The 3,530-nt window shown below is 75.7% G+C and carries 2 protein-coding genes and 1 pseudogene; 2 read left to right on the top strand and 1 reads right to left on the bottom strand.

Going from position 1 to position 3,530, the window contains the following annotated elements:
* Positions 1-419 (bottom strand): annotated as a pseudogene (locus HGA02_RS13365) (LacI family transcriptional regulator); the annotation flags it as partial.
* 130 nt (positions 420-549) lie between these two features.
* Here HGA02_RS13365 and HGA02_RS13360 point away from each other — a divergent pair.
* The gene (locus HGA02_RS13360; protein WP_425483064.1) at positions 550-1,890 is read left to right on the top strand and encodes an alpha-galactosidase; all 1,341 of its coding nucleotides are present in this window, start codon (positions 550-552) and stop codon (positions 1,888-1,890) included.
* Positions 1,891-1,943: 53 nt separating this feature from the next.
* On the top strand, positions 1,944-3,530 hold a 1,587-nt coding region (locus tag HGA02_RS13355; RefSeq protein WP_168679418.1), incomplete at its 3' end, for a beta-L-arabinofuranosidase domain-containing protein.

Genomic DNA, 3,530 nt, shown 5'->3' with positions numbered 1-3,530 from the left:
GCGAGGTCGTGCGGGCCGGTGACGCGCGCGACGCGCCGGTGGCCGAGCGCGACGAGGTGCTCGACGGCCTCGTGCGCCTCGGCGGCGTTGTCGACGAACACGTTCGCGACGGGCAGGTCGCGCGACGGGCCGCCGACGACGACCGCGGGGACGCCGAGGCCGGCGAGCGCGTCGAGGCGCGGGTCGTCGACCGTGAGGTTGTGCAGGACGACGGCCTCGACCTGGTGCTGCTCGGCCCAGCGGCGGTAGGTCGCGAGCTCGGCGTCGAGCGACCCGACGATGTGCAGCAGGAGCGAGCGGCCCTCGGCGGAGAGCGACTCCTCGATGCCGGCGATGAGCTGCATGGAGAAGGCCTCGAGCCCCAGCAGCCGGGTGGGCTGGCGGAGCACCAGGCCGACGGCGTGGATCCCGGGCGTCACGCGGCGAGCCTAGCCGCCGCACCCGTGCGGCCCTGCGGGCGGACGGGTGCTCTACAACGTTAGAAATGTGTCGTACGGTGGTGCGCAGCCTACCCCGGTCACCGCCGACGGGGTGCCGAGAGGAGCCGCCGTGACCACCGTCGACCCCGACGCCCCCACCCCCCGACGTGAGCGCCGCACCGCACGGCTCGCCCCGACGCCCCCGATGGGGTGGAACAGCTGGGACTGCTTCGGCACGACCGTCACGGAGGACGAGGTCCTCGCGAACGCGACGGTGCTGCGCGACCGCCTGCTCCCCGCGGGCTGGGACACGGTCGTCGTCGACATCGCCTGGTACGACCCGACCGCCCGCGCGCACGGATATAACGACGGTGCCCCGCTCGTGCTCGACGACCACGGCCGCCAGCTGCCCGCCCCGAACCGCTTCCCGTCGGCCGCGGGCGGCGCGGGGTTCGCGCCGCTCGCCGACGCCGTGCACGGCATGGGGCTGCGCTTCGGCGTGCACCTCATGCGGGGCATCCCGCGCCTCGCCGTGGAGCGCGACCTGCCGATCCACGGCACCTCGTGGACGGCACGCGAGATCGCCGCCCCGGACGACGCGTGCGCGTGGAACCCCGACAACGTCGGCGTGGACCACGACCACCCCGGGGCGCAGGCCTGGTACGACGCGCTGATCGGCCAGCTCGCCGACTGGGGCGTCGACTTCCTCAAGGTCGACGACATGCTCGCGCCGTACCACGACCGCGACGTCGAGGCCGTCGCGCGTGCGATCGCGCGCAGCGGTCGCGACATCGTCCTGTCGCTGTCGCCCGGCACGCACCTGTCGACCACGCACCTCGGCCACCTGCGCGAGCACGCCCAGATGTGGCGCATCAGCGACGACCTCTGGGACCGGTGGGAGGACGTGCACGCCCAGCTCGCGCGCCTCGCCCGGTGGGCGCCGTACCAGCGGCCCGGCGGGTGGGCCGACGCCGACATGCTGCCGCTCGGGCGGATCGGGGTGCGCGCCGAGCGCGGCGAGCCGCGCGACAGCCGCCTCACGCCCGACGAGCAGCGCACGCTGCTGACCCTCTGGGTCCAGGGCCGCTCACCGCTCATGGTCGGCGGCCACCTGCCCGAGACCGACGACGCGACGCTCGACCTGCTCGCCAACCCCGCGCTCGCGACCGTGCTGGCGCGCAGCACCGAGAACCGCGAGATCGTCCGCGAGCCCGTCGACGACGGCGAGGTCGTCGTGTGGACCGCCGCGGCCGGCGACGACGACACGAGCTGGGTCGCCGTCTTCTGGACCGGGCCGACGGAGCGCCGGCTCACCGTGCCGCTCGCCTCGGTCGTGGGTGCCGTCGCGGCCCGCCGGCCGTGGCGCGCGACCGACCTGTGGCGCGCCGACGAGCCCGTGCAGGTGGAGGGCGCGCTCGACGTCGTCGTCGCGTCGCACGGCGTCCGCTGGTTCGCGCTCGACCCCGCCTGACCCGGCCCGTCCCGTCCCGACCCCACCCCGCTGACCTGGCACCCGGAGCACCCGTGGATCTCCTCCCGCTGTCCGACGTCCGCCTGCTCGACGGCCCGTTCCGCGCCGCGCAGCAGACGGACCTCGCGTACCTGCTGCGTCACGACCCGCAGCGCCTGCTCGCGCCCTACCGCCGTGAGGCCGGGCTGCCGCCCGTCGCCGAGCCGTACGGGAACTGGGAGTCCGCCGGGCTCGACGGGCACGTCGGCGGCCACGCGCTCTCGGCCGCCAGCCTGCTGTGGGCCGCGACGGGTGACGCGCGCGCGGCCCGGTTCGCCGCCGACCTGGTCGACGGTCTCGCCACGTGCCAGGACGCGCTCGGCACCGGGTACGTCGGGGGCGTGCCGCACGGCGTCGCGCTGTTCGAGCGGATCGCGGCCGGTGACCTGTCGGCCGACTCGTTCGGCCTCAACGGTGCGTGGGTCCCCTGGTACAACCTGCACAAGACCGTCGCCGGGCTGGTCGACGCCGCCCGGTACGCGCCCGAGCCGACCGCGACGCGGGCACGCGACGTCGCGGTGCGCTTCGCGGACTGGTGGCTGCCGGTCGCGGCGCGCCTCGACGACGACCAGTTCGCCGCGATGCTGCGCACCGAGTTCGGCGGCATGTGCGAGGCGTTCGCGGACCTCGCCGACCTCACCGGGCGCCCCGACCTGCGGGCCATGGCGGTCCGGTTCGCCGACCGCACGCTCCTCGACCCGCTGCTCGACGGCCGCGACGAGCTCGACGGGCTGCACGCCAACACGCAGATCGCGAAGGTCGTGGGCTGGGCCGCGCTCGCGGAGTCCGACCCCGACGGCGGCTGGGACCGCGCCGCACGGACGTTCGCCGACACCGTCGTGCGCCGGCGGTCGCTCGTCTTCGGCGGCGACTCGGTGTCCGAGCACTTCCACCCCGTCGACGACTTCCGCGGCGCGCTCACGTCGCCCGAGGGCCCGGAGTCGTGCAACACCGCGAACATGCTCGAGCTGGTCCGGCGGCTCCTGCGCACCGACCCCGACCCCGCGCTGCTCGACTTCGCCGAGCGCGCGCTCGTCAACCACGTGCTGTCCGCGCAGCACCCCGACGGCGGGTTCGTGTACTTCACACCCGCGCGGCCCGACCACTACCGCGTCTACTCGCAGCCCGAGGTCGGGTTCTGGTGCTGCGTCGGCACGGGGCTCGAGACGTACGCGCGGCTCGGCGAGCTCGCGCTCGGCACCCAGCCGGCAGCCGCGCCCGACGAGGGCGACTACCTGCTCGTGAACGTCGCCGTCCCCGTGCGGGCCCGCTGGGCCGCGCGCGGCGCCGTCGTGACGCTGACCAGCGACCTCCCCGACCTGTCGACCGGCGGGGAGGTGACGCTCCGGCTCGACCTGACCAGGCCGCAGACCTTCACGGTGCACGTGCGCCGCCCGTCGTGGGCGGTGGGCGACCTCGAGCTCGCGGTCGGCGGCGTGCCCGTGCCCGTCGTGCCCGGACCCGGGCCGTACGTCGCCGTGCGCCGCACCTGGCACGACGGCGACGTGCTCGCGTGGCGGCTGACCGCCCGCGTCGCGGCCGAGCGGCTGCCCGACGGGTCCGACTGGGTCGCCTTCCGGTACGGGCCCGTCGTCCTGGCC

It is taken from the genome of Cellulomonas septica, assembly GCF_012396155.1.
GTDB classification, from domain to species: Bacteria; Actinomycetota; Actinomycetes; order Actinomycetales; family Cellulomonadaceae; genus Cellulomonas; species Cellulomonas septica.
Note: the sequence above shows the minus strand (reverse complement) of the source record. Positions and strands in the feature narration are given on the sequence as shown.